Annotated in this window: 23 protein-coding genes; 14 read left to right on the plus strand and 9 right to left on the minus strand. The window is 60.3% G+C overall.

The window, feature by feature from the left end; translation table 11 throughout:
* Positions 1 to 170: 170 nt before the first annotated feature.
* Positions 171 to 527, minus strand: a complete 357-nt coding sequence (locus ABD837_RS17140) for a hypothetical protein (protein ID WP_345056908.1) — start codon at positions 525 to 527, stop codon at positions 171 to 173.
* 14 nt (positions 528 to 541) lie between these two features.
* Entirely contained in the window at positions 542 to 1,180 is a 639-nt protein-coding gene (locus tag ABD837_RS17145) for a hypothetical protein (protein WP_345056910.1), read from the minus strand.
* Positions 1,181 to 1,238: 58 nt separating this feature from the next.
* Between ABD837_RS17145 and serA the strand changes: the two genes are divergently transcribed.
* Together serA and ABD837_RS17155 are read left to right on the plus strand one after the other, a co-directional pair.
* Complete coding sequence (gene serA, locus ABD837_RS17150; RefSeq protein WP_345056912.1) at positions 1,239 to 3,140, plus strand: phosphoglycerate dehydrogenase; 1,902 nt, start codon at positions 1,239 to 1,241, stop codon at positions 3,138 to 3,140.
* Between the two features lie 38 nt (positions 3,141 to 3,178).
* Entirely contained in the window at positions 3,179 to 5,083 is a 1,905-nt protein-coding gene (locus ABD837_RS17155) for a hypothetical protein (RefSeq protein ID WP_345056914.1), read from the plus strand.
* An 89-nt stretch (positions 5,084 to 5,172) separates the two neighbouring features.
* Here the strand turns inward: ABD837_RS17155 and ABD837_RS17160 are convergent, their stop codons facing one another.
* The 3 genes from ABD837_RS17160 to ABD837_RS17170 form a co-directional block, all read right to left on the minus strand.
* Positions 5,173 to 7,017, minus strand: a complete 1,845-nt coding sequence (locus ABD837_RS17160; RefSeq protein ID WP_345056917.1) for a T9SS type A sorting domain-containing protein — start codon at positions 7,015 to 7,017, stop codon at positions 5,173 to 5,175.
* A 584-nt stretch (positions 7,018 to 7,601) separates the two neighbouring features.
* On the minus strand, positions 7,602 to 8,288 hold the full coding sequence (locus tag ABD837_RS17165; RefSeq protein ID WP_345056919.1) for a GNAT family N-acetyltransferase: 687 nt from the start codon (positions 8,286 to 8,288) through the stop codon (positions 7,602 to 7,604).
* A gap of 248 nt (positions 8,289 to 8,536) precedes the next feature.
* Complete coding sequence (locus tag ABD837_RS17170) at positions 8,537 to 9,961, minus strand: D-alanyl-D-alanine carboxypeptidase/D-alanyl-D-alanine-endopeptidase (RefSeq protein ID WP_345056920.1); 1,425 nt, start codon at positions 9,959 to 9,961, stop codon at positions 8,537 to 8,539.
* Between the two features lie 258 nt (positions 9,962 to 10,219).
* On the opposite strand from ABD837_RS17170, the gene ABD837_RS17175 reads away from it, so the two are divergent.
* On the plus strand, positions 10,220 to 10,486 hold the full coding sequence (locus ABD837_RS17175) for a helix-turn-helix domain-containing protein (protein WP_345056921.1): 267 nt from the start codon (positions 10,220 to 10,222) through the stop codon (positions 10,484 to 10,486).
* A complete protein-coding gene (locus ABD837_RS17180) occupies positions 10,425 to 10,808 on the plus strand; it encodes a hypothetical protein (RefSeq protein WP_345056923.1) in 384 nt (127 codons plus the stop codon). The genes ABD837_RS17175 and ABD837_RS17180 overlap by 62 nt, the downstream gene beginning before the upstream one ends.
* Positions 10,809 to 10,869: 61 nt before the next feature.
* On the opposite strand, the gene ABD837_RS17185 is transcribed toward ABD837_RS17180, so the two are convergent.
* Entirely contained in the window at positions 10,870 to 11,802 is a 933-nt protein-coding gene (locus ABD837_RS17185; RefSeq protein ID WP_345056926.1) for a hypothetical protein, read from the minus strand.
* Between the two features lie 588 nt (positions 11,803 to 12,390).
* Here ABD837_RS17185 and pyrG point away from each other — a divergent pair.
* The 3 genes from pyrG to ABD837_RS17200 all read left to right on the plus strand — a co-directional run bounded on the left by pyrG (position 12,391) and on the right by ABD837_RS17200 (position 16,755).
* Positions 12,391 to 14,037, plus strand: coding sequence for a CTP synthase (pyrG, locus tag ABD837_RS17190; protein WP_345056928.1), 1,647 nt, complete (start codon positions 12,391 to 12,393; stop codon positions 14,035 to 14,037).
* Between the two features lie 210 nt (positions 14,038 to 14,247).
* On the plus strand, positions 14,248 to 16,053 hold the full coding sequence (yidC, locus tag ABD837_RS17195) for a membrane protein insertase YidC (protein WP_345056931.1): 1,806 nt from the start codon (positions 14,248 to 14,250) through the stop codon (positions 16,051 to 16,053).
* A gap of 168 nt (positions 16,054 to 16,221) precedes the next feature.
* Positions 16,222 to 16,755 (plus strand): DUF6438 domain-containing protein, encoded by a 534-nt coding sequence (locus ABD837_RS17200; protein ID WP_345056933.1) that lies wholly within the window; start codon positions 16,222 to 16,224, stop codon positions 16,753 to 16,755.
* Between the two features lie 24 nt (positions 16,756 to 16,779).
* On the opposite strand, the gene ABD837_RS17205 is transcribed toward ABD837_RS17200, so the two are convergent.
* Positions 16,780 to 17,631 carry an alpha/beta hydrolase gene (locus ABD837_RS17205; RefSeq protein WP_345056935.1) on the minus strand — a complete coding sequence of 284 codons (852 nt, stop codon included), beginning with the start codon at positions 17,629 to 17,631 and terminating at the stop codon, positions 16,780 to 16,782.
* Between the two features lie 39 nt (positions 17,632 to 17,670).
* Positions 17,671 to 19,365 (minus strand): ABC transporter substrate-binding protein, encoded by a 1,695-nt coding sequence (locus ABD837_RS17210; RefSeq protein ID WP_345056937.1) that lies wholly within the window; start codon positions 19,363 to 19,365, stop codon positions 17,671 to 17,673.
* A gap of 178 nt (positions 19,366 to 19,543) precedes the next feature.
* Between ABD837_RS17210 and ABD837_RS17215 the strand changes: the two genes are divergently transcribed.
* The 6 genes from ABD837_RS17215 to lepB all read left to right on the plus strand — a co-directional run bounded on the left by ABD837_RS17215 (position 19,544) and on the right by lepB (position 24,931).
* Complete coding sequence (locus ABD837_RS17215) at positions 19,544 to 20,350, plus strand: ParA family protein (protein ID WP_345056939.1); 807 nt, start codon at positions 19,544 to 19,546, stop codon at positions 20,348 to 20,350.
* Positions 20,351 to 20,369: 19 nt separating this feature from the next.
* Positions 20,370 to 20,753, plus strand: a complete 384-nt coding sequence (locus tag ABD837_RS17220) for a hypothetical protein (protein ID WP_345056941.1) — start codon at positions 20,370 to 20,372, stop codon at positions 20,751 to 20,753.
* 333 nt (positions 20,754 to 21,086) lie between these two features.
* A complete protein-coding gene (locus ABD837_RS17225; RefSeq protein ID WP_345056943.1) occupies positions 21,087 to 22,070 on the plus strand; it encodes a ParB/RepB/Spo0J family partition protein in 984 nt (327 codons plus the stop codon).
* A gap of 58 nt (positions 22,071 to 22,128) precedes the next feature.
* Positions 22,129 to 22,884: a DUF5683 domain-containing protein gene (locus tag ABD837_RS17230; RefSeq protein WP_345056945.1), complete on the plus strand. Its 756-nt coding sequence runs from the start codon at positions 22,129 to 22,131 to the stop codon at positions 22,882 to 22,884.
* Between the two features lie 93 nt (positions 22,885 to 22,977).
* Positions 22,978 to 23,697 carry a 4-hydroxy-tetrahydrodipicolinate reductase gene (dapB, locus tag ABD837_RS17235; RefSeq protein WP_345056947.1) on the plus strand — a complete coding sequence of 240 codons (720 nt, stop codon included), beginning with the start codon at positions 22,978 to 22,980 and terminating at the stop codon, positions 23,695 to 23,697.
* An 82-nt stretch (positions 23,698 to 23,779) separates the two neighbouring features.
* The gene (gene lepB / locus ABD837_RS17240; RefSeq protein WP_345056949.1) at positions 23,780 to 24,931 is read left to right on the plus strand and encodes a signal peptidase I; all 1,152 of its coding nucleotides are present in this window, start codon (positions 23,780 to 23,782) and stop codon (positions 24,929 to 24,931) included.
* Between the two features lie 246 nt (positions 24,932 to 25,177).
* Here the strand turns inward: lepB and ABD837_RS17245 are convergent, their stop codons facing one another.
* The gene (locus ABD837_RS17245) at positions 25,178 to 25,840 is read right to left on the minus strand and encodes a uracil-DNA glycosylase (protein WP_345056951.1); all 663 of its coding nucleotides are present in this window, start codon (positions 25,838 to 25,840) and stop codon (positions 25,178 to 25,180) included.
* A gap of 114 nt (positions 25,841 to 25,954) precedes the next feature.
* On the opposite strand from ABD837_RS17245, the gene apaG reads away from it, so the two are divergent.
* Positions 25,955 to 26,341 carry a Co2+/Mg2+ efflux protein ApaG gene (gene apaG, locus ABD837_RS17250; protein ID WP_345056953.1) on the plus strand — a complete coding sequence of 129 codons (387 nt, stop codon included), beginning with the start codon at positions 25,955 to 25,957 and terminating at the stop codon, positions 26,339 to 26,341.
* Positions 26,342 to 26,429 lie beyond the last annotated feature (88 nt).

Here is a 26,429-nt window from a genome sequence, read left to right on the forward strand (position 1 = left end):
GGTAAAGCGAAGAATAAGTGCTACAAAAGAACGTCATGCCGAGCGCAGCCGAGGCATCTCGCGTGGGGCAGCAATCAATTTCGCCGAATGATTGAGTTAGTGGTGGCACGCGAGATGCCTCGGTTACGCTCGGCATGACGTTCTTTTTCATTCGACTGACCTCCGCTGCCTTACAGCCGCTGCTGCACCAGTTCCATCAGCCCGTTCAGGTCGGCCGCGTCCAGCTCCGGCGCCTCAATAAAGGGCGTGAGCTCCCCCGTCTGATTCAGAGAAAAAGCAGCCGGCAGCGGGTGGGTGCGCCACTGCGGGTAATCCCGAATAAATTCGTCACGGTGCAGAAATTCCACCGGCACGGGCAGCGACTTAATAAACGCGCGCCACTCCGGCTGCATCGAAGTTGCGCCGTAGGTGACGGCGCACAGCGAGCACGAGTAGGTGCCAGGCGAAAGGATTTTGTGGAACATATCCTTCAGGCCAGCCAAGGGGCCGCTGTTGGCATTGTACACGAAAATCAGGCGCTGGGGCATGAGAATTTTTCGAACTATTGAATCGTCATTTTGGAATATGTGAAGGTGTTGCCAGGGTTCTTGCCGGTCCACATCTTCTTTTTCAACAGCAGCGTTGAGTTGGAAAGCCACTGAACTCCATCCGGCTCCCAAGTCATCGGCTCCACCGAGGGCTCTATTTTCCAGACCTGCTGCCAGCGCCCGTTTACAAAGCCAAACAAGCGTACTTCATTGGGGTAAGTCCCATTCTCAATTCCGGCTGCACTGACCACAAAATGCTTCAAGTCGGGCGAATACAGCGGTTCACCGTACAGCGCCAGCGGTGCGCCGCCGGGCCCCAGCAATAACCAATTGGTGCGCTCCCAGAAGTGCCCTATTATAACGTGGTACCCAAACTGTGGCAGGTAACCCGCATACTCGTACTGCGCCTGCTCCACCTCATCGGTACCCACGCCTTTATCCTGAAACACCTTCGGCCCTTTGCTGGTCGGAATCACAATGCGCCCCCGCACCTTCTTCAGCGGAAACGTCATGACTGGCTTGGTTGAAACCGCCGCTTTCTTCGCCCCCAGGTACGCCGCCTTCGTCAGCGGGCTGAACGTGACGCGCACCGCCGGCGGCTTCGCAGCCGAAGTACTGAGCAGCAACGCGAGCAGCAGGCCCACCCCTTTCATAAAAATACTTGATTAAATAATGCCGCGCCAAGGTACTACCGGGCGCATCTTTGCGCTCATGCCCATTGCCGCCGCGTCCCTGCCCTACCTCGTTTTCGATTTCGACAGCACCTTTACCCAGGTCGAAGGGCTGGACGAATTGGCCGACATTGCCCTGCAAGGCCACCCCGACCAGGCCAAGGTAGTCGGCCAGATAAAGGCCCTCACCGACCAGGGCATGGCCGGCGAAATCGGCTTCCAGGAGTCGCTGGCCAAGCGGCTGGCGCTGCTAGGGGCCAACCAACGGCACCTTGCCCCGCTCATCGCCCGCCTCAAAACCAAGGTGAGCGAGAGCATCCAGCGCAACAGCAATTTCTTCCGGCAATTTGCCGACCGCATTTACGTGGTGAGCAGCGGCTTCCGCGAATTTATCGAGCCGGTGGTGGCCGAGTTCGGCATCACGCCCGACCACGTGCTGGCCAATACCTTCACCTTCGACGAGGCTGGGAATATCACCGGTTGCGACCCCGACAACGTGCTGAGCCGCGACGGCGGCAAAATTCGCCAGCTGGTATTGCTCGATTTGGACGGACCGGTTTATGTGCTCGGCGATGGGTATACCGACTACCAAATCCGCGAAGCTGGCCTGGCCCACCGCTTCTACGCTTACACCGAGAACGTTAGCCGCCCCACGGTGGTGGCCCACGCTGACGAAGTGCTGCCGACTTTCGACGAGTTTTTGTACCAACTAAGACTTCCCATGACTTTATCATACCCCAAGAACCGTATCAAAGTCCTGCTGCTGGAAAGCCCGGATGCCCGCGCCGCCGAGCTATTCCGCCAGGAAGGCTACCAGGTGGAGGAAGTACGCGGTGCCCTCGACGAGGCCGAGCTCATCCAGCGTATTGAGGGCGTGAGCCTGCTGGGCATCCGCTCGAAAACCCAGGTAACGCAAGCGGTGCTCGACGCCGCCAACCGGCTCATCGGCATCGGCGCGTTCTGCATCGGCACCAACCAGATTGACCTCACGGCCGCCATGAAAAAGGGCGTAGCGGTGTTCAACGCGCCGTTTTCGAACACGCGCTCGGTGGTCGAGCTCACCCTGGCCGAGCTGATTGTGCTGGCCCGCCGCATCCCGGAAAAGAACCCCAGAATGCACGCCGGCGAATGGGACAAGTCGGCCAGCGGCTCGTTTGAGATTCGGGGCAAAACCCTCGGCATTGTGGGCTACGGCAACATCGGCTCGCAGCTGTCGGTGGTGGCCGAGGCCGTGGGCATGAAGGTGATGTACTACGACATGGCAGAAAAGCTGCAGCTCGGCAACGCCGTGAAGGCCCGCGCGCTCAATGAGCTGCTGGAGCAGGCCGATGTGGTGACGCTGCACATCGATGGCCGCCCCGAGAACGAGAACTTCTTCGGCGAAAAGGAATTTGCCCGGATGAAAAAGGGCGCGCTGTTCATCAACAACGCCCGTGGCCATGTGGTGGACGTGCCCGCGCTGGCGGCCTCCCTGCGCTCGGGCCACCTCGGCGGCGCGGCGGTAGATGTATTCCCGTACGAGCCCAAAACCAACAACGAGAGCTTCGAAAACGAGCTGCGCGGCCTGCCCAACGTGCTCCTCACGCCCCACATTGGCGGCAGCACGGCCGAGGCCCAGCGCAACATCGCCGAGTTTGTGCCCGAGCGCATTATGCAGTACATCAACACCGGCAACACGCAGCAGTCGGTCAATTTCCCCAACATTCAGCTGCCCACGCAGCAGGCCCACCGGCTCATCCACATCCACGCCAACGTGCCCGGCGTGCTGGCCAAAATCAACAACGTGCTGGCGCAGCACCACGTCAACATCCTGGGCCAGTACCTGAAAACCAACGAGCACATCGGCTACGTGATTACGGACATCAACCGCGAGTACGACCAGGAGGTGATTCAGGCGCTGCGCGAGGTAGAGCATACCATCAAGTTCCGGGTGCTGTACTAGGGTAAAAATCGGTGTCATCAGTTGCGGCAAGGCTACCCATGAAAGCATTCGTAATCGTTGGGCTGGCCTTGCTTCTGGCACTGGCCATTCGGTTCTGTAATCGGCACGACATGAAGGCGCAAATCAATTTTGCTGACCGGCTGTACCAAGCGAGTATGCTCACGGCCGCGGGCCGCGACGAGTTGCTGCGCCGCATGCAACAGAACGAACTGAAGCTTACTCGTACGGACCCGTTTACCGGCATGCGGCAGGAAATTTTCGGTACCAACCGGGCTTCCATCCTGAATTTCTGCGCCGAGGCCTTTCAGACGGAAATGATGTACCGCATGCCCACGCTGGAAAGCAGTGACTTGTTTATTGCCGGCGAAGCGGCCGACTCCAAACAGCAACAGGCCGTGCAGCAAAAGTTTACCGACGAGCTGCAGCAGTATGCTGGCGATACGGCCGCCATGCTGCGCCACCGATACGAACAGCTGCCCGCCCGCTGCAGAATTGAGGATGCCATTCCGGCCGAAGATTCGCTGCCCACAGGTGGCTGGACCATTTATCCACCCCTTGGCGGACCATTGACGAGCACAGGGCTGCACCACTGGATTAGTGAGCGGCGTAGCGTGTGGGGCAAGACCCGCACGCGCACCGCCCACGACCTGCTGGCCGTTGGCCTGCTGGACCAAGCCACATACGATGAGCTGCAAAAACAATTACACACCAGCCCGAACTTGACCGAGTTCATGGTTTGCGCAGCGGCCGCTACTGTTATGCAACGCCGCGAAACCAGCGCGCAAGACCAGGCCCAGCAGCAGCAGTGGCTTCGGAAACTGGAGCAAACCCACCAGTTGAGCGCCACCCAACGGCAGCGGCTTGCTCGCGAAACCCCGCTTAGCCAAGTAACAAGCCTTTTCGAGGCGGTTGGCTACTGCGAGCGGGGCTGCATAATCGGACTGCATCAGTTGCCGCGTCAGCCGCAGGCGCTTTATCCGGTGCTGTTTCAGCGGGTACAGATGCTCCTGCCAGATTTTCGGTATTCCGGCCTGAGCGTCACAACCCACGAGCAAGTCGAGCGCCCCACCCTTACCCGGCAGGATGTCACCATCCGGTTCGAGGCCAACGGCCGGACCTATAGGAACACATTCTGGCAAGCATATTTCCGCGACGGTGCTGCCCTCGACACCACCGAAGGGGCGCAAGTGGCTTCGGAATTTCATCGGAGCATCAACCAGTGGCTGGCCGACCAGCAGTCGCCCCTGCGCCTCTACCAAGCTCATACGCCCGATGCGCGCTCGGTATATGGCAGCGAGCGACTGGGGCTGCTGGCCCTAACCGAAGGCCAGCGCCAGCTGTGGGGCACCAACGGCTCCTTACTGTCGCAGGAATCGCACGATAATCGGTTCAGCTCGTCCGGCATTGAGCACCTACTCGCCACTTATCAGCAGTTGGGCCTGTTCGCACACCTGTCGGCAGCCGAAATCGCCGCAGGCCGGCGCAAAGCCCTGGCCGGTCAGAAAACCAGTCTTGCTGAAATACTGACGGCCTTTCCGCGCATGCTATATGTCTCCGACGGGGAAACGGCCATTCCGCCCACGCCTTATGCCGCGCTTACGCGAGAGCTGGCGGCCCTGTCGCGCGGCGGCTTTGTCCCCACGCAGGTGCTTGATGAATTCGGCCTCACTTACCCCTCTACGCCCACGGTCCTTTTTGGCTTCACCCTCGGCAGGAAAGCTTACCGGGCCCGACTACAAGTGAAAAGCGACTGGATGGATTCGGAAGCCACTGACCTGATAAACCGCGCCCTGCGCGAGCAGCACGGTCCGGGCGAGTTTTACGCCTGCCTTGACGGCGAAGGGCTCATTTTTCTCACTCCCCGGCAGTATACCATGCTACACCAGGCTCAGCCCGACTTGTTCGAAACCCCTCACGATGGCGCCGAAGAGTTAGCCTTCTAGCAATACATCCTGCCCCCCGAAAATTGCAGCGGCCCCGGCTTCCACTAAGCGTGGAAACCGGGGCCGCTGCAATTTATAAGCGGTGCCGACTACTGGCGCACCACTTTCTGGCTGGTGCTGCCGGTGGCCGTTGCTACGCGCAGGATGTAGACGCCGGCGGGCAGCTCGGGCAGGGCCGTCAGAGCCTGGGGCGCGGCGCTCAGGCTGAGCGTGGTGCTGAATACCGGGCGGCCGGCCAGGTTCAGCAGGGTTACCGTAGTGGCCTGGGGCTCGGCTTGGCCGGGCAGGGCCACGGCGAGGCGGTCGGCGAAGGGGTTGGGGTAAGCCTCCGTCTTGCTGGCGGTGCTGGCAGCAGCAGCCCGGCTCACGCTCACCACGGGCGAGTAGTTCACCTTGCCGTCGAGGTCCTCCTGACGCAGGCGGTAGTAGCGGCGGCTGGCGGACAGGGCTGTTTCGGAAGCATCGACAAAGCCGTAGGTACTGAGCGAAGTGGTGTTGCCGGCGGCGGCCAGCGTGGCAATTGCAGCGAAGGTTTCGCCGGTAGCCGAGGCTTCCACCACGAAGCGGGCGCTGTTGACCTCCTGGGCCGTGGCCCAGCTCAGGCGGTTGCCGGTTGCCGTTGCCTGAGCGGTGAAGGACGTGAGCACCACCGGCAGCGGCGCGGTAACGACGGGCGAGGTAGCGGAAACAGCCTGCTCGTAGCGGTACACGGTGCCGGTGCCGTTGCCCAGGAAAAGGTCCAGCAAGCCGTCGCCGTCGTAGTCGGTCACGGCCGGGGCGGCATAGCCACCGCTGCTGCTTGGGTTGGTACCCGTGTTGCCCATGTTGATGACCGAGGCATCGGTACCGCCCGTGCTCAGGTTCTGAACAAAGCTAAAGGTGAGGGCGTTGACGGCCGTCTGCGTATAGAGCAGCACGTTGCCCGCCAAGTTGCCCACGAGCATGTCGAGCTTGCCATCGCCGTCGTAGTCGGTAATGAGCGGCTTGCTCACGGCGCCGGCATCCAGGTTCGTGCCATCGGCCATTTTGACGGTAGTAGGGATGCTGAAGCCGGCCGCAGTGGCGTTGCCTGCGGCGAGTTGCTCGTAGCGAATCAGCAGGCCGTTGTTGCTGCCCACCAGAATGTCAATCAGGCCGTCGCTGTCGAGGTCGCCCACCGTTGGCTTGGCGTAGGAACCGCCGTTGGGCGCGGCCGACGTGGGAACACCATATGGGTTAGCAAACAGGGTGGTGGCCGCGCCCACTTTGAAGGCACTGCCCCCCGTGCTGGTGGCCTGCTCGTACACCAGCACCTTGCCGAGTTCTTCGCCTACGATGATTTCCTGCAAGCCGTCGCCGTCGAGGTCGCTCACCATCGGCTTGGCAAAGTTGCCCACATCGACAGTGGCCCCACCCGTCGCGAAGGTAATCAGCGTGCCCGTGGGGCTGAAAGCGCCGTTGGCACTCGCCTGCTCATAGCATATCATGGTGCCGTCGCCCTGGCCCACCAGCATTTCAAGCCGGCCGTCTTTGTCGAGGTCTGACGCTACCGGCGTCGAATAGCCACCAGTGGCTGTGGCGCCGGTGGCGTTGTTGCTCACCAGGCCGTAATTTTTGCTTGAGGAAGCGCGGGTTACGCCCAACTTGAACCCGCTCAGGGCCGTGCCGGCAGGGGTTGTCAGCCGCACCCGGCCCGTACCAGACGCCGCGGGCACGATGAAAGTAGCCGTAGTAGCCGGCGTAGCCCCCGCCGTGGCGCGCACTTCCTGGCCGTTGAGCATCACCGCGGTAAAGCCGGTCAGGTTGGTGCCGGTAATGGTAACCGTGGCTCCGGGCGCAGCGGTGGATGGCGTTAAGTTGCTGATGGTGGGCGCCTGCGCCAGCGCGGCAACGGGCAACAGCCCTAACAAGGTCAAGCGAAACGAGCGAGCGGCTAAAGAAACGAGGGTTAACATGTACCTTAAAACAGAAAGAATAGTATCGGTGGTGGCCAACCCCATGCTGGCCCATTTAATGATACAAAGCTCGCCCGAGGTGCTTGCAATTCTTTCTTTTTTTCGTTCAATCCAGCTATGCTCTCGTTCGGCCAGGTCAATTCCACGTTGAATATTTTTTCAATTCGAAGTCATAATAAGACTTTCTTAAATGCCTTTTGAAGCGTATCTATTAGACTTTCAACGGAAAGCTTATCATTCACCGGTCTAAATTGGTGTTTTGTCGGATGAGCTTCCCCTGTGGCCAGCGCTATAGTTCTGACGCCACTTTTCAGCTCTCGGCGCGGCGGGTGCCTGACCAAGAAGATACAGGATTTTTCGTTCGCTTGTTGCTACCGCCAACGCAAATAAGCCACGCTGAAGCAGCTACTATAGCAGTTAGAATTCCGCAGGATTCCGCATCAACCTCCAACAAAGCTGGCTCCGCTCCTTCTATTCCAGCCATTCCGGACAGCAGCACATGATGTAGGCAGTCGGGCCGTACCTAGGGCTACCGGGCGAGGGGCAGCAACCTCCGCCCGCCGCCAGCCGGGAGCCGGGCCACGCTATTCCGGGCGCGGTTGCATGATGCAAATGCTCATTTCTCTCAGAATCGTAAAGCCCTGCGCCTGATAAACTTTTACGGCCGTGGCGTTATCGGTTCGCACGTGGAGGAATGGAATTCCGCCCCCCGCCCAAATGCGCTGCGCCTGATACCGCATCAGGTGGCTGGCGTAGCCGCGCCCAAAATAGTCGGGGTGGGTGCATACGGCGCTTATCTCGGCAAACGGTTCGGCGTGCAGGCGCTGGCCGGCCATCGCCACCAGCTCGTCGCCATCGAAAATCCCCTGGTAATGTCCAAAGGCAATGGTATTGCTGAAAAATGGGCCGGGGTTCATCCGTTTGGTGAGGGCCAGCATCGCAGGCACATGCTCCGGCCCCAGCGGAACCAGCACCAGTTCTCTCAACGGGCCTCCGTCGGGTTGCTCCTGCACCATTTGGTACACCTGCAGGTGTTGTAGCACCTGCCACTGGGGCGGAATTTCCAGCGCCCCGGGGCTCATCACGCCCAGTCGGCGTTCGGCCGGCACCAAGGCATGCAGCGCTTCAAAAGCCGGGCGGCCGGGCGTTTCGAAGCCTACAAAGGGCGACACGTCCGCGGCAAATAGTTTCACCTGCTCCGTGCCGTGGGCCAAGTGCCGGTTGCCCGAAATCAGCGCGTTCCAAGCCGGGTTATCCAGTAGGTGAGCCATTGCGATGGGAGATTAGAGTCTATCCGAAAAATAAATTGAACGTCATGCTGAGCTTGTCGAAGCATCTCTACCGCTTCGTCAGCGCCGTTCAACGAAGCGGTAGAGATGCTTCGACAAGCTCAGCATGACGGCCTTTTTGCGGGCTGGGCATTTTTCGGATAGGCTCTAAAGCGGAGAACCAAAACGATGCAGCAGCCCATGCAAAAGCCCAAAGTTCGCTTCGGACTACGCATTCTGGGCCGGCGTGCCTACAGCCGGGCCCGCACCTGGGCCAGCACCCGCTCCACTTCGTTGCGCATGGTACCGCTTTCGGCCACGTGGTTGTTGTTCATGAAGGTGAAGGCCACCAAGCGCCCGCTTTTGGTGCGCAGGTAGCCGCACACGTTCAGGTTGTTGCTGAGGGTGCCGGTTTTGCCCCACACCCAGGGGCCAGCAACGTCGTGGTAGCGCTTGCGCAGGGTGCCCTGGCCCCCACCGGCCGCCAGTAGGCTCAGCAAGCGGCGCTCGGGCAGTTCCTGGTGCAGCTTGAGTAGCAGGCCTGTGAGAGTACGCGGGGTAACGAGGTTGAGGCGCGACAGGCCCGAGCCGTCGGCCCACAACACCGGGTCGGGCAGGGTACCGAGCAGGTTTTTGCGGGCGTAGCGAATCACGCGGCCGGTACTGAGCGAGTCGCGGTAGCCGATTTTGGTGCTGCACATCAGCAGCAGCTGCTCGGCCAGAAAGTTGTCGCTCACGCGCAGCATGCGGCGGTAAAGCGAATCAACCCGCAGCCCGTACAGCGTCCGAACGGAGTCTCCCAGCGCGGGCCGGGGCCGCCACGCGGCGCTGCTCGTGGCCCGGCGCAGGGTGTCGCCCAGCAGCCGCAGCATCAGCCCGCGGCTGGTCATAAACGGCGTTTCATCGACCCACTTTTTACCGGTGGGCAGCACGTAAAAGCGGTTTTCGTGCAGAGCCCGGATAATGTGCGTGTCGGGGTCGAGGCCAGGCGTACGCAGGTCGGCCGGGGCCGGCCCTACCAGCGGCGCAAAGAAGCGTGGCAGCACCCGAATGCGTGATTGCGGCGCCACCACTGGCCGGGTGCCGGCCCGCACCGGCGCGGGTGGCGCGGCATAAAAGCGCACGGTGTTGCCAAAAATGGGGAAAGCACTGCGCTCGGGCTGGAAGTAGTAGCCGTAGTCATCCCAGGTCCAGCCCGGGCCAAAGGGCGCAACGGAAGCAATGTCGCAGTAGGCCAATGCCTTTTCGGGCCGGTTCAGCAGGAAGCTGTAGGCCCGGCGGCTGGGCACGTCGCCGTGCAGCAGCGTGGGGTCGCCGGTGCCCTGAAAAAACAGCGTATCGCGGCGGCTGAAGTAGCGCAGGCTGGGCAGCGAATCGCCCAGCAGGTGCAAGCCGGCGTAGAGGCTGAACAGCTTCATGTTGCTGGCCGGCGTGAAATATTTGGTTTCCTGGTAGCCGTAGAAGGGTTGGGCGCTGTCGGCGTAGGCCAGGCTCATGCCCACCTGGTGCTGGCGCAGAATGGGCGAAGCCGTAAGCAGCGAGTCGAGCCAGGGTAGGGTTTGACCGGGCCGCACGGCCACGGGCACGGTTGCCGGCTTGTCGGTGGCCGACTGGGCGCAGGCCGATAACTGGGTAATGCCCAAAGCGAGCAGCAGGAAATAGAACGGGCGTAGCATCGGGCGCAACTTACGCAGCAAACGGAACTGGGGTGGCCGAAGAAACGAGAAAAGCCGCCGCAATGCGCCGCCAGGACCTGTTGGAAAAGATGCGGGAGACGCTCAAGCCGTTGGGCATCCAATGCGAAGTAGCAGATTTGGATAACCAGCCAGCCCGGTGCGGCTGGGCCGTTACCGAGCCCTAATCAGAGACCTTACCAGTTGAAACATATTTGACAAAACAACGCAAATATGTTTCACGCTTAGCCGTTCTCCTTCGTGGCTCGTCCTTCTAACTTCCCCGACTCGCGCCTGGCTATTCTGCGGCGGTACCTGGGCTTGCAGCAGCAGGAGCTGGCCGGCTTTCTGGGCATCAGCCGCAGCCTGCTGGCCAACCTCGAGGCCAACCGGCGCTCGATGAGCCGGGCCGTGCACGAGCGCGGCTCCTTTGCTGGCTTTATTGCCCGAATCGGCGCGGCTTACCGTGCTCGCGCTGCCCACGCCACCACCGGCCCTGCCCGCCGCACCCGCCGCCGGCCCGCTTGATGCCCGCCGCGACTACTGCGTGTGGCGCGCCTCCAACCTGCGCTACGAGCTGCACGCCCTCAACCAGCGGGCCACCGTGGCCTACCGCTGGCAGCAGGCCCTGCCCGCGCTGCTGGCCACCCTACCGCCCGCCGTCTCCGACCCCGCCCTGCCCAGCGACGCGGCCAGTGACTGGGCTCGCTTTAGCTACCCACGCCTGCTCGCGCAGCAGTGCGCCGATGCCTTTACCCCCGACGACGCGGCCCAGCACCATCTGCTGCGCCTGCAGGCCGAAGCGCTGGAAACCGAAGCGGCAGCCCTGGCCACGCTCCTCGCGAAGTAGAGTCGCCCGGGGCAAAACGCTCAGCGGGTTTGCAGGACAGACCAGCGGCAGTCCAAACTCATTATTCTACGGTCGCGGTCTCGCGCGGCGCGGTGGCACTGGGAGCTGGGGCGGTGCCGAAGCGCTGCTTCAGGTCGTCGTAAGTGCCGGCCGAAATAATCAGGTGCTCCACCACTGAGTCCGTCGATTCCGAGGCTTTGCCTTTGTCGTCGACTTTGGGGGTCACGTTCTCGAGGGTCAGGAATTGGCAGCCGGGGTCGTTGGCCACGCGGTGCAGCTTAAGGCGGGCGAAGGGCGCCACCCCAGACTCCGCCACATGAGGCGCAAGGGCCTGAAACTGGCCGGATTCGAGGGCGGTACGGGTTTGGCCAATGTCGTGGGCATAGGTAACGGGATGCGCCAGCGTCTCCTCATCGGCCCACTCGTTGGTGAGTTCCGAGAAAGGCTCATCGGCCTGCGCCCGGGCCAGCAGGTAAGCCCCGCCGAGGATGATAAGCAGCTCAACAACCCAAACAAACCACAGAAATCCCCCCGAAGCGGTTGCTCCCTTCAGCGACCAGGTGCCGGTTTCGTTGATTTTGCCAATGGCCTCCCACATCGCGGCCGGGTGGGTGAAAACATCAACAAACATGCTCTTGCTGAACGAGGTGCTGGTATCGGCACTGCGCCCGGTGCCGGTGGTTTCGGAATTGAGCAGAAGGGTGAGGTAGACACTCCACTCGAGGTACACGGCGGCCAGGCCCACCAGCAAGCCCAGCAGGCCCGCACCCGCCGGGCTGCGCAGCTTGCCCGCGCGCGCCAGCATCAACAGGATGCCCCCCAATACCAACCCAAAACCCAGGCAGATAAAGACGTTGATGTAGACGAAAGGAATGTACCAGATGGCGTAGATGTAGATGAATGCGAGTACGGCGGAAGCCAACACGCCACCCAGTAAAAAAAGCAGTATGCCCCCAAGCGGCATTTTATTGGAAGGCTGATAGTAAAGACTCATGTGAAGCGAAAAATGTGGAAACCAGGAAAAATCAACCGCAATAAACGAATAATGCCGCATTTATATTCCTAAATCCAGGTCAAGCCTATCCGCACAACCCTGACTGCTCTCCTCGGTCCGGCTCACAAATCAGCCGGCCACCGGCATTGCACGAGGCAGGATTTCGTCTCGGTGCTAACTGACCAGCACTGCGCTGTACCCGCTTGTAAAACAATACGTCCCCTGTCGCGGCACCAGGTCCCGCGCTGCTCCAGAACCCGCCGCTTGGGCGCAACCGCTTACCGACGCCACAGCTGCTAGCTCACTGTTGGGCGCTGGGGCCAGCCGAACAGCACCAGATAAAGCACCCCGAGGAAGGGCATGAGTAACAGGGCCGTAAGCAGGCGCGATTGCTAGTAGTGCTTCGGGCGCAGGCCCGGGCGGGAACGAGGTGGTTGCCGAAATGGGCCATTGATACATGTACGCTTTCTCAATAGTTTTTACACGTATTTACTTGTTCAGCGCCACTGCTTTCGCCGCGTTGAATGGCCCGCACTGTTCAGATTTTCCGGCATGCCAAATTCGGGTACCATACTTTTGACTCCCGTCATGCCCGAACGCTCAAACCCCTCCCCCAGCGCGTCGGCAGCGAAATACATTTTCGTTACCGGCGGCGTCACTTCTTCACTCGGCAAAGGAATTATTTCCGCCTCGCTGGCCAAGCTTTTGCAGGCCCGCGGGTTCCGAGTCACCATCCAGAAGTTCGACCCCTACATCAACATCGACCCCGGTACGCTGAACCCGTACGAGCACGGCGAGTGCTACGTGACCGACGACGGGGCCGAAACCGACCTCGACCTCGGCCACTACGAGCGGTTCCTGAACACGCCGACTTCGCAGGCCAACAACGTCACCACCGGCCGTATCTACGACCACGTCATCCGGCGCGAGCGCGAAGGTGCCTTCCTCGGCAAAACGGTGCAGGTGGTCCCCCACATCACCGACGAAATCAAGCGGCGCATGCTGCTGCTGGGCCAGAACGGCCAGTTCGACGTGGTCATCACCGAAATCGGCGGCTGCATCGGCGACATCGAGAGCCTGCCCTTCGTGGAGGCCGTGCGCCAGCTCCGCTGGGAACTGCCCGATGCCGACTCGCTGGTCATTCACCTCACGCTGGTGCCCTATCTGAAGGCCGCCGGCGAGCTCAAGACCAAGCCCACCCAACACTCGGTGCGCGACCTGCGCGAAGCCGGCCTGCAGCCCGACATCCTGGTATGCCGCACCGAGCACCCCATGCCGGCCGAGATGCGCCGCAAAATCGCGCTGTTCTGCAACGTAAAAATCAACTCGGTTATCGAAAGCCTCGATGCCGACAGCATCTACTCGGTGCCGTTGCTGATGCGCAAAGAGGGCCTCGATGAGCGGGTAATCAAGCGCCTGCGACTAACCGGCGGCACGCTGCAGCCCGATTTGGAGGCCTGGAAAGACTTTCTCGGCAAGCTGAAAAACCCGACCGAGGAAGTGACCATTGCCCTTGTGGGCAAATACGTGGAGCTGCCCGATGCTTACAAATCCATCAACGAAGCCTTCGTGCACGCCGGTGCCCAGAACGAGTGCAAGGTGACGGTGCGCAGCATTCAGTCCGACAACATCACGCCCGACAACATTGCCGGCCTGCTCCACGGCTGCGACGGCGTGCTGGTGGCCCCAGGCTTCGGCGAGCGCGGCTTTGAGGGCAAAATTGTGGCCGTGCGCTACGTCCGGGAGCACAACATCCCGTTCTTCGGCATTTGCCTGGGCATGCAGGTGGCCGTGGTGGAATATGCCCGCAACGTGCTGGGCCTGCTCGATGCCAACTCCACCGAGATGGATGCCCTCACGCCCAACCCCGTGGTGGCCATGATGGAAGAGCAGAAAAACGTGACGCTGAAAGGAGGCACCATGCGCCTCGGGGCCTACGCCTGCGACCTGCGCCGCGGCTCGAAAGCCGCCAAAGCCTACGCCCGGAACCACATCAGCGAGCGCCACCGCCACCGCTACGAATTCAACAACCAGTACCTGAAACAGTTCGAGGATTCCGGCCTGCAAGCCACCGGCACGAACCCGGAGACTGGTCTGGTCGAAGTGATTGAGTTGCCCACGCACCCCTGGTTTGTAGCCGGCCAGTTCCACCCCGAGCTGAAAAGCACCGTGGAGCAGCCCCACCCGCTGTTTGTGCGGTTTGTGCGGGCCGCCATCCAGCACCGCAAGGGGTAGTCGGCGGCAGCTTAATGCAGTCGCCTGTCATCCTGAGCCCAGCGAAGGACCTTACCACCGAAGAACAGTTTGCTGTAATGGGAAACCATGCCAACGCGATAAGGTCCCTCGCTGGGCTCAGGATGACAGGCGACTGCATTCTTAATTCCTCATTCTTCATTAAGCGCAGCGTCCCTCTGTACCTTTGCCCCTTCGCAACCTTTTTTACTAATGGATAGAAATTCAGCAACCGGCCTGTTCCTTATTTCGGCCTTGCTCCTCGTGTACCTGTTCTTCTTCAGCCCGAAGAAGCCAGATGAAAAAGCCGCCGGCAAAACTCCGCCCGCAACCACAGCTGTTGCCAATGCCCCGGCTGGCGCAACGCCTGCCGCTCTCACGGCCCTGGCCCCGGAAACCGCCCTCGACACCACAGCCGGCCCGGCCAAGGACCTAACCCTCGCCAACGAAAACATCACCGTCACCTTCTCGACCCGCGGCGGCCGCGTCACGGCCGTGCGGATGAACAAATACAAGACGTTCTTCGGCCAGCCGCTCGATATATTCGACGCCAAAAGCGCCCGCATGGACACCAAATTCCGGACTGTGGATGGTAAAACCATCAAGTTTTCGGACTTGAACTTTCAGGCCGTGCCGTCGCAGTCCGCCGGTGGGTCAGTGCTCACGTTCAGTGCTCCGGTGGCCGGGGGCAGCATTGTGCAAACCTACTCGCTGCCCGCCAACAGCTTCGAGCTGAAGTACGACCTGCGCCTGCTGGGCCTGGAACGCACCGTGGCGCAGGAGCCGCTCACCTTCACGTTTGTGGACCAGGTGCGCCAGACCGAGCAGGACCTCAAGCAGAACCGCAACCACACCACCATCAACTACTACCCGGCCGCCGGCGACCAGGGCTCGCTGTCCGAAGCTAGCGAAACACCCGAAGAATACAAAGCCATCGGTCCGGTGAAATGGGCCGCCCATAAGCACGACTTCTTCGTGGCCGGCCTCATCGCCGACCAGCAGCCCTTCGCGGGCGGCGCCTTCAACGCCAACGTAAACCTGGGTGATTCGACTACTATCAAGACCCTGAGTTCGACGCTGACCATTCCGGTGGCAGAGGTGGAACAGGGCCGCGGCCAGTACCGTTTCTACTTTGGCCCGAACGCCTTCAACGTGCTCAAGGCCGTGGCGCCCGAGTTCGACCGCAACGTGTTCTTGGGCTATGGCCCACTCCGGTGGATAAACCGCTTTATCGTGCTGCCGGTGTTCCACTTCCTGGAGCAGTTCATCTCGTCCTACGGCGTTATCATCGCGCTGCTGGTGCTGCTTATCAAGCTGGTAACCTGGCCGCTCACCTACAAAAGCTACGAGAGCCAAGCCCGCATGAAAGTGCTGAAGCCGGAAATTGACGCCCTGAAAGAAAAGTACGGCGACGACGCCACCAAGGTGCAGCAGGAAACCATGAAGCTGTACCAGGAATTCGGGGTAAGCCCGCTAGGCGGCTGCATACCCACCCTGCTGACGCTGCCGATTCTGTTCGCCCTGTTTCAGTTCTTCCCCAACGCCATCGAGCTGCGCCAGGAAAGCTTTTTGTGGGCCAAGGATTTGAGCAGCTACGATGTGTTCATCAAACTGCCCTTCTACGTGAAATGGTACGGCGACCACGTCTCCATGTTCACGCTGATGATGACGGCCTCCACCCTGCTCATGACCTGGCAGAGCAACCAGACCAATACGGCCATGCAGGGCCCAATGAAGACCTACAGCTACTTGATGCCCATCATATTTCTGTTCGTGCTGAACAGCTTCGCGGCGGGCCTCACCTGGTACTACTTCGTCTCGAACGTCATCACTTTCGCGCAGCAGGCCGCCACCAAGGCGTTCGTGGACGACACGAAAATCCGCGCCCAGCTCGACGCCAACAAAATCAAAAACAAGGACAAGAAGCCCGGTGGCATTCAGGGCCGCATCGCCGAAGCCATGAAAGCCGCGCAGGAGCGCGAGGCGCAGGCCAAAGCTCAGGCCCGCAAGAAGTCGTAGCGCGGAGCCTTTGCTTCGCGTTTAGCTCAATGGCTTGTCATTCGTTGCAGCAAGTCGCGGAGCAAACGCTCCGCGCTACAAAACCGGCAATACCGAAACCGCAGGCACGGTTTTCGTATTGCCGGTTTTTTGTGAGCCTACTTTCACGCTCACCTCAGCCCTCTTGTCATGCGCTTTTTCACCCTTTTGCTGCTCAGCTTCTTCTGTTTTAGCAGCGCGCTGCCAGCCGCGGCCCAGCACGCGCCCACCAAGAAGATAAAGGCCAAGAAGGCCAGTAAAAAGACGGTAACTCGTCCTAAAGCCGCCGTACCGGCCACCGCGGGTCCGGTCCTCACCTTCGAGCGCACGCCCTGCTTTGGTACCTGCCCCGCCTACAGCATGCAGGTGTACGCCGACGGCCGCGTGGATTACGACGGCCGCCACGCGGTGCCGCTCATGGGCAAGCGTAGCCTGAAACTACCCGCTGCTACCGTAGCCGAAATGCTACGTCTGAGCCGGGAGGCCCATTTCGAAACGTTCGAGAAGGAATATTTGAGCGGCGCGACGGATATGCCCAGCACCATCGTCGCCATCCGCCAGCCCGACGGCAGCTTGCGGAAGGTAAAGGCCGAGGCCAACATTCCCGAAAACGTGAAAACCTATTTCACCTACCTCAGCACGCAGTTCGACCAATTAGCCCAAGTGAATGGTGCGGAGAAATAAGCTGATTCCCAGGCGCAACCCACCCTACCGCTTGCCTTTGGCTTGCGGCTTGAAAACCGCCCGGAAGGCCCGAAGCGCCGCCGGATGATAAATAGTGGCGTGCGTTTCCTCCGGCATTGGCTCGTAGTGCCAGGCCCCGGTGCGGGCTACTTCGGTGCCGCCCGCTTCCACCAGCTGGCGCGTGGTTTTTAGCTCGCCCTGGCTGCTGGTGGCCAGATAGACAGTGGTTGCCGGGCGGCCAGCGGCGCCCACCAGCTTGATGCCCTGCGCAGCTAGTTGCCCGTTATTCCACCACAGGCTGGGGTCGAAGGCGATATAAGTATTGAACAGTTTGGGCTCGAGAACCAGCGTTTCAACTACGAATAAGCCGGCCAACGACTCGCCCACAATGGCCGTTTCGGCCGTGGTGCGGTAGCGCTGCTTCACCTGCGGCATCAGCTCTTCGCGGATAAACTGCCGGTACGCGGCCGAACCGCCCACTTTCGGGGCAATCTTTTTATCCTCGGCGACTGTAGTGGGGCCGGTCAGGTCGCGCCGGCGCTGGGTGTTTTCGATGCCAACCAGAATAAAGGGCCGCATCGTGCCGTTGCCCGTCAGCACTTGCATGAGGCCCGCAACGTGCAGGAAATCTTCGGCAATGCCCCCGTCGGGCATGTACAGCACCGGCAGCCGCACCGTGGCCGAGTCGGTATAAGCTGTCGGCAGGTACACGTTGATGCGCCGCTTCTCACCCAGCGCTTGGGATTCCAAGGTAAACGTTTGGCCAATACCCAACGGGGCGGCCGCAGAGGTTGCGCTCGGGGCTTGCGCGTGTACGCCTTCGGCTCCGGCCCAGGCCAGCGCCACTGCCGCCAGCACAATTCGCAGATACCGCATTGGTTGGTTTCGTTTAGTTTAGTTGAGATAAGGGAATTGCTACTCCTTACGCACGCGCTCCAGCAGCAGTTGGTTCATCGGATTTGGGCGGAGGCCGCGCACATTGTTCTGCGTCAGGCGCACCACTTCATCGTAGTACAGGCTGATGACGGGCGACTCTTCCACCACAATCCGGTCCATGGCCTGGTAAAGGGCCGTGCGCTTGGCCACGTCCTGGGTGCGGCGGGCTTCGTCGTAGAGCTTGTCGTAGGCCGCACTTTTGAAGTGGGTTTTGTCGGGGCCGGCGGGGCTGAAATTGGGGCTGTAGAACAGGGCCAGGTAGTTTTCGGCATCGGGGTAGTCGCCCAGCCAGCTCTTGGCGAAGAAGGCCACCCGGCCGTTGTCCACCAAATCCTGCTGCGCCGCCGATTGGTTGATGTCAATTTGTACCTGCGCACCCACATCGGCCCACTGCTTCTGCAAGTACTCGCCTATCTCCTTGCGTTCCAGCACGGTGCTCAACCGCAGCCGCAGCGGGTGCTGTGGGCCGTAGCCAGCGGCGCGCAGCAGCTGGCGGGCCTTCTGGGGCTGGTAGCTGTAGCCGGGCACTTCCTTTTCGGAGAACGAGGGTAGTGCCGTGGGCACGAAGCCCGACGTGCCCGCATGGCCCACCCGGTTCAGCAGGTAAGTCAGCATTTCGGGCTTGTTGAGGGCATAGTTCAGGGCCTGGCGCACGCGCTTGTCGCGCAATGCCCGCCCCTGTATGGCCTGTTCGCCAATCAGATTCGCCGAGTCGAGCTGAAAGCCCAGGTACTCGGTGTTCAGGTACGGCGCTTTCTGCACCGTGAACTTGCCCTTGAAATCGGCCCGAATGGTGCCGTCGGGGTGCATTATAAGGTCGCGCGAGCCGGCCCGGATGCCCGACAGGAAATCCAGCTTGCCCTGCATGAAAGTCAGAAACTCGGTTTTGCGGTCGGGCAGAAAGCTCACGGCCACCGCATCCAGATACGGTAGCGGGCGGCCCTGCCGGTCAGCGCGCCAGTAGTCGGGGTTGCGCTCGTAGAGCAGCACGTTGCCTTCATCCCAGAGCTTGAACCGGAACGGTCCCGTGCCCACCGGGTGCTCGCGGAAGTCCTTCCCATATTTCTCCACGGCCTCATGCGGCACCACGTAAGCATACGGCATCGTGAGAATGCCCAGAAACGGAATGAATGGTTCCTTTAAGTGAATGCGCAGCGTCGAGTCATTAGCCGCCACAAACGCCGTGTCGCTGATGCTGCCGTCGGGCTTCTCCAGCACCTTGCCCCGAAAAATCCAGCCGCCCGAGCTGGCCGTGGCCGCATCCAGAATGCGCTTGAAGGAATAGACAAAATCTTGGGCCTTCACCTCCCGGCCCTGGCCACCCGCAAAAACGTTGCTGTCGTGAAACCGCACGCCCGGCCGCAGCACAAACGTGTACGTCCGCCCATCGGGCGAAATCGTGTAGCGCCGGGCCAGCGCGGGCACCGGCAACAGGGTCGAATCCAGCTCCATCAACCCATTGAACAGCTGCGATACCGCCCAGGAGTTGGCTTGGTTGCGGGCAAAAGCGGGGTCGAGCGAGGACAGCGCCTCGGGCTGGTTGTACCGAAACACGCGGCGCTCGTCGGCGGCCGGCTGGGCCGCGTTGTGGCAGCCGGCCAGCGCCAGTGCCGGTACCCAGAATCCAAAAGGTTTAGCCAATAAGCTAGCCCAACGAGCCAAAAAAGGGGCCATGCGAACAGGGAAAGAATGTATCTTTGTGCAATGCTACGGCAAAAGTTATTAGTTATTAGTCGCCAGTTGTTCGTTGTCAGTAGTTAGTCGATGTGGCTTAGAAGGCCCGGGAACTGACAATGGAGACCGAACAACCAGCAACTGACAACGAACAACTGACAACTGACAACTAACTCCAATGGGAAAAATCATCGCGGTAGCCAATCAGAAAGGCGGGGTGGGCAAAACCACTACCTCCATTAACCTCGCGGCTTCCCTGGCCGCCCTGGACTACCGGACCCTGCTCGTCGACGCCGACCCCCAGGCCAACGCCACCTCGGGCGTGGGCTACGACCCCAAGGACATTCAGAACAGCATCTACGAATGCATGGTCGACGGCATCAATGCCCAAGACATCATCGTGCCCACCAACATTTTGCCCCACCTAGACCTCATGCCCTCCCACATCGACCTGGTGGGCGCCGAGGTGGAAATGATAAACCTGCCCAACCGCGAAGAGAAAATGAAGGAGGCCCTGCGCCCCCTCGCCGAGCAGTACGACTTCATCATCATCGACTGTTCGCCCTCCCTCGGCCTCATCACGGTGAATGCCCTCACGGCGGCGCACTCGGTTATCATCCCGGTGCAGTGCGAGTATTTCGCCCTCGAAGGTCTGGGTAAGCTCTTGAATACCATCAAAATCATTCAGAGCCGCCTCAACACTGAGCTCGAAATTGAAGGCATCCTGCTCACGATGTACGACGTGCGCCTGCGCCTAAGCAACCAAGTGGTGGAGGAAGTCCGCATGCACTTCCAGCAGCTGGCCTTCGACACCATCATCCCCCGCAACGTGAAACTGAGCGAGTCGCCCAGCTTCGGCATTCCCGTCATCCTGCACGACGCCGAAAGCAAAGGCTCCATCAGCTACCTCAACCTGGCCCGCGAAATCGTGGAGAAAAACAGCGTGGAGGCTACGGAGGAAACGGCCGAGGACGAGCGGATTTAATAATGTTTGGTTTGCTGCTATGGCCTCCTATTCTGAACACCTGCCACCAGATTTCAGAGTAAGCTACCGTCTCTTCAGTGCTGAAGAAGGGGGAAGAAAAACGTCACATTTTCAGCATATTCGCTGGGATTTCTCGTACGAGGACGAAACAATTGGCAAACCGAATCAAGTCTTTTTGATTTGGCCGGAGTTCATTTCTGATTCCGGCCAGGTGCTGCCCGAAGGCCAACCGATGCCCAAGCAGGGTTTAGCCGATATGTTCATCGCAAATCCAGCATTTCGGGCGTTTCATAGCCAACATATCAAGGTGGGCGTGCGTGGCTATTTCAGAGAAGGATTCCGCAAAATCGCATTATGCGAAGTCGTTGAGATACTTGCGCTTCATCAGAATCCAACGTCGTAAATCCTCGTGTAGCCCTAGCGGGGCGGCAAATTGGTAGCGACTAAATCTTCTTCGGATTTCCAAAGCCCCGTCGGGGCGGCACTCGTTGAACGGGTATCGCCCCGACGGGGCTTTCTTATTCGTAATTATCACCTTACTACCAACATGTTGTCCTGCCTGAAGCTATGTTAAACTGGTTCTACGTCAGGCTCCCCTCTCTTGGGAAGAAGGGCCGGGGGTGAGGTTTCCCGCGTCTGGTGAATCCTGCCAAACATTCCGGCTTGCCCTTCGGCCAACAATCCGTAATTTTGACATCCGTTGCCGCAGGCCTTTTATGGGCGCGGCCGATGAATTATGCCGCTAGAGAAGAACGAAGAGAAATTGCAAGCTGCCCTGGCCGCCGCCGCGTCAGTAAAACGCAAGGGAGGCCTGGGCCGCGGCCTGAATGCCCTCATTGAAGGCAGCTACGACAAAAAAGGCGAGCGCCCCGGCTCCAGCGACCGGCTCGTGTCGCACCCCGTCAATTCGGTGGGCTTCATCTCCGTCGAGCACATCGAGGCCAACCCTTACCAGCCCCGCACCCATTTCGACAAGGAAGCGCTACAGGAACTGGCCGACAGCATTAAAATCCAGGGCATTATTCAGCCCGTGACCCTGCGCCAGCTCGGCACCAACTCCTACCAGCTCATTTCGGGGGAACGCCGCCTGCAGGCCTCCCGCTTGGCGGGCCTGGAAACCATTCCGGCCTACATCCGCAAGGCCGACGACCAGCAGATGCTGGAAATGGCCCTGATTGAGAACATTCAGCGCGAAAACCTGAATGCCATCGAAATTGCTCTCAGCTACCAGCGCCTGCTCAGCGAGTGCAACCTGCGCCAGGAAGACCTCGGCGACCGGGTGGGCAAGAACCGCACGACCGTAACCAACTACCTGCGCCTACTAAAGCTGCCGCCCGATGTGCAGATTGGCCTGCGCGACGCCGAAATCAGCATGGGCCACGCCCGCGCCCTCATCGGCCTCGACGACCCCAAGCTGCAGGTTGAGCTGTACCGCAAAACGGTAGCCGAAGAGCTTTCGGTGCGCCGCGTAGAAGAGCTGGTGCGCAACGGCTACGGCCGCAACAGCGCCGAGGCCAAGCCCAAGGCTGAAGGCGATACCACGCCCGCGTCGTCGGCGGTGCCGGTGGCCGAAATTCGCCGCGCCGAGCGCCACCTCACCGACCGGTTTGGCTCGCGGGTGCAGGTACGCCCCACGCCCAAGGGCAACGGCGAAATCAAAATCGCCTTCGACTCGGTGGAAGACATGCAGCGTATCCTGCACATTCTGCAGCCTTCGTAACACCCGAACCGGAACGCCGGTACGCTAAATGCCGGCAACCGCCGTTAGCTGGTTTGTTATGAAAAAACGAATTTCCCACGTTGTCTTCTTTGGGTTGCTGTTAAGCAGCTTGCTGGCCGGTTCCATCGCCCGGGCCCAGGTGGTCGACCCCAATGCCCCCCCCACCCGCACCTCGGCCGAGATTATGGCCGATACCACCGAGCGCCGGGAGGTAGTGGTAACGCCCGCCGCCAAGCGCCAGAAAGCCGCCGCCGATTCGGCCAAGCGCACCGAACACATGTTCCGGGCATTTGGCTACAAAGGCATCCGCCTCACGCGGCCGGGCAAAGCGGCGCTGCTGGCCGCCATTCTGCCCGGCGCTGGCCAGATTTACAACCACCGCTGGTGGAAACTGCCACTTGTTTTTGGAGCTGTAGGCGGCACTATTGCCGGTGAGGTATTTTACCAGCAGCGGTACAAGCAGTATGCTACTGCCTATAACCATATCATCGACAGCGATTACAATTCTGAAACGAAAGCAACCTTTAAGATAGGTGACCGGGCATTGGGCACGCAGGCTCGCAATGCCTTATCTGTGGATGGCTTAGACCGGGGCGTCCAGTATTACCGCGGTTACCGCGACATTTTTTACCTCTACATTGGCCTTGCTTACGGCCTGCAAATTGTAGATGCGCTGGTGGACGCACACTTGCAGGATTTCGACGTGAGCAACGACCTGAGCCTGCACTGGCAGCCCCAGTTGCTGCCCACGCCCGGCCAGCCGGCCAGCTTGCCCACCAACCCCGGCGTGATGTTCGCGCTGCGGGTCCGCTGATTAGTTGTCAGTTGCTCGTTGTCGGTTGTCAGTTTTGATGCTGTGACAATGAAGTTTCCTGATAACTGACAACCAAAAACTGACACCTAACCCATGAACATCCTCCTCATCGGCTACGGCAAAATGGGCCAGACCATTGCCGCCCTGGCCGCCCGGCGCGGGCACACCGTGGCTGGCATCGTCGACCTGCACACCTCACAATCGGCCATTACAGATTTCACGCCAGCTACCGTCGATGTCGCCATCGAGTTTACGCATCCCGATTCGGCTTTTGGCAACGTGGCGGCCTGCCTCCGCCAGGGCATTCCGGTGGTGTGCGGCAGCACGGGCTGGCTGCATCATTTCGAAGAAGCCCAGGCGCTAACCAAAGAAGTAGGCGGCAGCCTGTTCTACGCATCCAACTACAGCGTGGGCGTGAACCTGTTCTTCCACTTCAACGAGTACATCGCGGCCAAGATGGCGCAATTTGGTGGCTACGACGTGGCAATGCGCGAAATTCACCACACCCAGAAAATCGACCAGCCCAGCGGCACGGCCCTCACGGCGGCCGAAGCCATTATCCGGAATTTCCCGGCCAAAACCAGCTGGCGCAACGCGCCGGCCGAAACGCCTACCGAGTTGGCCGTCATCAGCGAGCGCACCGGCGATGCCGTGGGCACGCACATCGTCACCTACACTTCCGACGTGGATACGCTGGAGCTGAGCCACGCCGCGCACAGCCGTGAGGGCTTCGCGCTGGGCGCGCTGCTGGCCGCTGAGTGGCTGCCCGGCCGGTCGGGCGTGTTTGGCATGAAGGAGCTGTTGGAGCTGTAGCTGCCAGGTCTACTGCCCGCGGTGGCGTTCTGCTGCGTTTATTTGCTGAATTAACTTGCCAGGCTCAAGCTTGCTCTCCCTCATGTCTTTGCTCAAAACCGACCACACTGCCCCGCCCAAACCGCCCAAAACCAAAACCCGGGAGTGGGCCGACTCGCTGATTTTTGCCATTGTGGCGGCCACGCTCATCCGCTGGGCCACGTTTGAGGCCTACACCATTCCGTCGCCCAGCATGGAAGCCTCCCTGCTGGTGGGCGACTACCTGTTTGTGAGCAAGCTGCACTACGGCCCCATCACGCCCCAAACCCCGCTTCAGGTGCCCCTCACCCACCAAACCGTGTGGGGCACGGGCCTGAAAAGCTACTCCGAGCTTATTCAGCTGCCTACCTACCGGCTGCCCGGCTTCTCGGAAATTAAGCGCAACGACGTGGTGGTTTTCCACGTGCCCCACGAAAGCCAGTACCCGGCCGACCTGCGCACCAACTACATCAAGCGCTGCGTGGCCGTGGCCGGCGACACCCTCGAAATCCGCGATGGCAAGGTGTTTCTGAACGGCAAGCCCGGCGAAACGCCCCCCGGCCTGCAAACTACCTACTTCATGCAGGTAGACAGCCCGAACGACGAGGTGCTGGCCGCCCTGCGCAGCCAAGGGGTGGTGGAATACGAGGCACCCGGTGGGCTGCCGCAGGCGGTACCGGGCCCCACGCCCGGCAGCTATGGCTACACCATCAGCTGCACCCAGGCCACGGCCGACTATTTCAAAAAGCAGCCCTACGTGAAAGGTATGACGGTGCTGCAACCTCAGGTGCAGCTGTTCCCCGACGTAGCCGACTTCCACAACTCGCCCGCCATCAGCGCCACCCCGCGCAACTGGAGCCTCGACAGCTACGGCCCGCTGCCCATTCCCAAGAAGGGCCAGGTCATCACGCTCTCACCGGCCAATACGGCCATCTACTACAAAATTGTGGCCCGCTACGAGCACAACGAAGGCATTACCTGGCAGGACGGCATGATTTACCAGAACGGTAAGATGCTGACCAGCTACACCGTGAAGCAGAACTACTACATGATGATGGGCGACAACCGCCACAACTCAGAAGACTCGCGCTTCTGGGGCTTCGTACCCGAAGACCACGTGGTGGGCAAAGCCGTGCTCATCTGGCTCTCGATGGACCCCAACGCCGACTTCTGGCACAGAATCCGCTGGAACCGCCTGTTCAATATCATCCATTAATCACGCTGCCTGCCATTGCGAGGAGGCACGACGAAGCACCCGAAGAACAGCGTAGCTAATCCGTCCTCTCTCTGCGACAAGCCTGAAAGACGTAAAAAGCCCCGGCACTGTGCAGTGTCGGGGCTTTTTATGTGAAGGTTGATTGTATCTGAACAGCGCTATAGAAATCCCTGTCACACTATTAAGTTAGTTGCTTCGGGAGGATAGATTGCAGCGCTCCGCTCGCAATGACAGACGGTCTTGACGCTACCACTTTACCGGGCCCAGTCGGTGCTCGGCCAGCCAGGCATTGGCTTTGCTGAAAGGCTTGCTGCCGAAAAAACCTTTATCGGCGGCGAATGGTGAGGGATGAACTGATTTAATGACCAGGTGCTTGCGCTCGTCAATCAGCTCCGATTTTTTGCCGGCGTAGGCGCCCCAGAGGATGAAGACAACGTGCGGCCGGCCCTCCGACACTTTGCGGATAACGGCGTCGGTGAATTTCTCCCAGCCGCGCTTCTGGTGCGAAGCGGGCTCGCTGGCCCGCACCGTGAGGGTAGCGTTGAGCAGCAGTACGCCCTGCTGAGCCCAGCGGTCGAGGTTGCCGTTGGGGGGTGTGGGGGTGCCGGGGATATCGGCCTGCAGCTCTTTGAAGATGTTGACGAGTGAGGGCGGCGTGCGTTGGCCCTCCTGCACCGAAAACGAGAGACCGTGCGCCTGGTTGCGCCCGTGGTAGGGGTCCTGGCCCAGAATAACGACTTTCACCTGGTCGAAAGGGGTGGCGTCGAAGGCATGAAATATCTGGGAGCCGGCGGGGTAAACCGTGGCGGTGGCGTACTCGCCTTTTACAAACGCAATTAGCTTTTGGAAGTAGGGCTTTTCGAACTCATCGGCCAGCACGGGCTGCCAGCTTTCGGCTATCTTTACCATAGAAGTTTGCGGGAAAATAAACGGCACCGGGGCGGCGTTGCAGAGTCGTGTTTGCGTAAAACCAATTATCGCGGGCGACTGTTACGTCCGCAGCTATCTTTAGCTTTGCCGACTATGCCCACCACCACTACGCAAGGCGTCACCGTTTCGGTTACGACCAACTACCTGCCCGACTACTCCAGCCCCGGCCAGGAACATTTTGTATTTGCCTATAAAATTGAAATTCGCAACAACAGCGAGTTTACGGTGAAGCTGTTGCGCCGGCACTGGCATATTCACGATGCTACCGGTGCGGTGCGCGAAGTAGAAGGCGAAGGCGTAGTAGGCCGCCAGCCTGTGCTGGAGCCCGGCGAGGCCCACCAGTACGTAAGCGGCTGCAACCTGAAGTCGGGCCTGGGCAAAATGCGCGGCACTTACCTGATGGAGCGCCTGGCCAACGGCCAGCAGTTCCAGGTAGAAATACCCGAGTTTACCCTGATGGTGCCGTTCCGGATGAACTAGTTTAGTTTTCAGTTGCTCGTTGTCGGTTGTTAGTTTGTACCGTGGTTGTCGCTTCGGCCTGCCAACGGACAACTAACAACCGACAATT

This window comes from Hymenobacter glaciei (assembly GCF_039539585.1).
GTDB classification, from domain to species: Bacteria; Bacteroidota; Bacteroidia; order Cytophagales; family Hymenobacteraceae; genus Hymenobacter; species Hymenobacter glaciei.

Excerpts from the sequence above, each read along its gene's own strand:
- ABD837_RS17140 (WP_345056908.1), bottom strand. The coding sequence starts at position 527 with ATGCCCCAGCGCCTGATTTTCGTGTACAATGCCAACAGCGGCCCCTTG.
- ABD837_RS17145 (WP_345056910.1), bottom strand. The coding sequence starts at position 1,180 with ATGAAAGGGGTGGGCCTGCTGCTCGCGTTGCTGCTCAGTACTTCGGCT.
- serA (WP_345056912.1), top strand. The coding sequence starts at position 1,239 with ATGCCCATTGCCGCCGCGTCCCTGCCCTACCTCGTTTTCGATTTCGAC.
- ABD837_RS17155 (WP_345056914.1), top strand. The coding sequence starts at position 3,179 with ATGAAAGCATTCGTAATCGTTGGGCTGGCCTTGCTTCTGGCACTGGCC.
- ABD837_RS17160 (WP_345056917.1), bottom strand. The coding sequence starts at position 7,017 with ATGTTAACCCTCGTTTCTTTAGCCGCTCGCTCGTTTCGCTTGACCTTG.
- ABD837_RS17165 (WP_345056919.1), bottom strand. The coding sequence starts at position 8,288 with ATGGCTCACCTACTGGATAACCCGGCTTGGAACGCGCTGATTTCGGGC.
- ABD837_RS17170 (WP_345056920.1), bottom strand. The coding sequence starts at position 9,961 with ATGCTACGCCCGTTCTATTTCCTGCTGCTCGCTTTGGGCATTACCCAG.
- ABD837_RS17185 (WP_345056926.1), bottom strand. The coding sequence starts at position 11,802 with ATGAGTCTTTACTATCAGCCTTCCAATAAAATGCCGCTTGGGGGCATA.
- pyrG (WP_345056928.1), top strand. The coding sequence starts at position 12,391 with ATGCCCGAACGCTCAAACCCCTCCCCCAGCGCGTCGGCAGCGAAATAC.
- yidC (WP_345056931.1), top strand. The coding sequence starts at position 14,248 with ATGGATAGAAATTCAGCAACCGGCCTGTTCCTTATTTCGGCCTTGCTC.
- ABD837_RS17200 (WP_345056933.1), top strand. The coding sequence starts at position 16,222 with ATGCGCTTTTTCACCCTTTTGCTGCTCAGCTTCTTCTGTTTTAGCAGC.
- ABD837_RS17205 (WP_345056935.1), bottom strand. The coding sequence starts at position 17,631 with ATGCGGTATCTGCGAATTGTGCTGGCGGCAGTGGCGCTGGCCTGGGCC.
- ABD837_RS17210 (WP_345056937.1), bottom strand. The coding sequence starts at position 19,365 with ATGGCCCCTTTTTTGGCTCGTTGGGCTAGCTTATTGGCTAAACCTTTT.
- ABD837_RS17215 (WP_345056939.1), top strand. The coding sequence starts at position 19,544 with ATGGGAAAAATCATCGCGGTAGCCAATCAGAAAGGCGGGGTGGGCAAA.
- ABD837_RS17220 (WP_345056941.1), top strand. The coding sequence starts at position 20,370 with ATGGCCTCCTATTCTGAACACCTGCCACCAGATTTCAGAGTAAGCTAC.
- ABD837_RS17225 (WP_345056943.1), top strand. The coding sequence starts at position 21,087 with ATGCCGCTAGAGAAGAACGAAGAGAAATTGCAAGCTGCCCTGGCCGCC.
- ABD837_RS17230 (WP_345056945.1), top strand. The coding sequence starts at position 22,129 with ATGAAAAAACGAATTTCCCACGTTGTCTTCTTTGGGTTGCTGTTAAGC.
- dapB (WP_345056947.1), top strand. The coding sequence starts at position 22,978 with ATGAACATCCTCCTCATCGGCTACGGCAAAATGGGCCAGACCATTGCC.
- lepB (WP_345056949.1), top strand. The coding sequence starts at position 23,780 with ATGTCTTTGCTCAAAACCGACCACACTGCCCCGCCCAAACCGCCCAAA.
- ABD837_RS17245 (WP_345056951.1), bottom strand. The coding sequence starts at position 25,840 with ATGGTAAAGATAGCCGAAAGCTGGCAGCCCGTGCTGGCCGATGAGTTC.
- apaG (WP_345056953.1), top strand. The coding sequence starts at position 25,955 with ATGCCCACCACCACTACGCAAGGCGTCACCGTTTCGGTTACGACCAAC.